General features: G+C 61.6%; 1 protein-coding gene. It reads left to right on the top strand.

Annotated elements, in window-relative coordinates:
• Positions 1-1,134: hemolysin family protein (locus B3C64_RS07375; RefSeq protein ID WP_291534828.1), on the top strand; the 1,134-nt coding region annotated here is incomplete at its 5' end.
• Positions 1,135-1,186 lie beyond the last annotated feature (52 nt).

Genomic DNA, 1,186 nt, shown 5'->3' on the forward strand with positions numbered 1-1,186 from the left:
GCGCCGTATGTCGTGCCGGTCATCGAGCAATGGGGCGTGCCGACGAGCGTGGCCGCGCCTCTGACCACCATCGTGCTGACGCTGGTCATCTCCTACTGCTCGATCGTCATTTCGGAACTGGTGCCGAAGCGCATCGCGATGCAGCGCAACGAACAGATCGCGCGCGCCGTGGTGCCGGCGATCCACACATTCGCCAAAGTCTGCAGGCCGCTGATCTGGCTGATCGGCAAGAACACGAACATCATCGTGCGTCTGCTCGGATTCGACCCGAACGAGACGGACAGCGAGGTGTCCGACGAGGAGCTGCGCGTGCTCGTCAACACGAACACGAATCTCAGCAAGGACGAACGCACCATCCTCGATGACGTGTTCGACGCGTCCGAGACCATCGTCGCGGAAGTCATGCGGCCGCGCGCCGACGTGGTGTTCCTCGACGGCGACATGCCGATCCGGGAAGCCGCGAACTATGTGCGTGAAATGCCGTACTCCCGCTATCCCGTCTCCGGCAAGGACTTCGATGACGTGCTCGGCTTCGTGCACGTGCGCGATCTACTCGACATCCGTAATCCGAATGCGAAAACCGTTGCCGATGTGACCCGTGAGGGTATTTCGCTGCCGGGCACGTCCAAACTGCTGCCAAGCCTGGAATTGCTGCGCAAACGCGGCATCCATCTGGCGGTGGTCATCGACGAGTATGGCGGCACCGACGGCATCGTCACGTTGGAGGATATGACCGAGGAACTGGTCGGCGACATCCGCGACGAATACGATCTGCCGGAGGAAAAGGGCGGGGAACGCACCGAGCGTACCGCTTTCGTGAACGGCGTCGCCACCATCGAGGGTGGTATGACGATCGAGGATTTCGCGGATTTGACCGGCATCGAGCTGGAGGATGGCCCGTACGAGACGGTCGCCGGGTATTTCCTGGCGCACACCGGCAAGATGGGCGAGGTCGGCGACGTGCTTTCCTCCGACGATGGCTACGATATGGTCGTCACGAAGGTGGATGGACGTCGTATCGAGACGATTGAGGTGCGTCGGCACCAGTCGGGGGACGCCGATACGGCTGACACGACCGACACGACCAACGATGCGTCCAACTTGAATTCCTCGGCAACGTCCACGGCGCAATAATCGCGATAGCGCAGACGGTGCGATCGTTGCAGCACCATTTGCCACAACCGCC

It is taken from the genome of Bifidobacterium sp. UBA6881, from assembly GCA_002451435.1.
Taxonomy (GTDB): Bacteria; Actinomycetota; Actinomycetes; order Actinomycetales; family Bifidobacteriaceae; genus Bifidobacterium.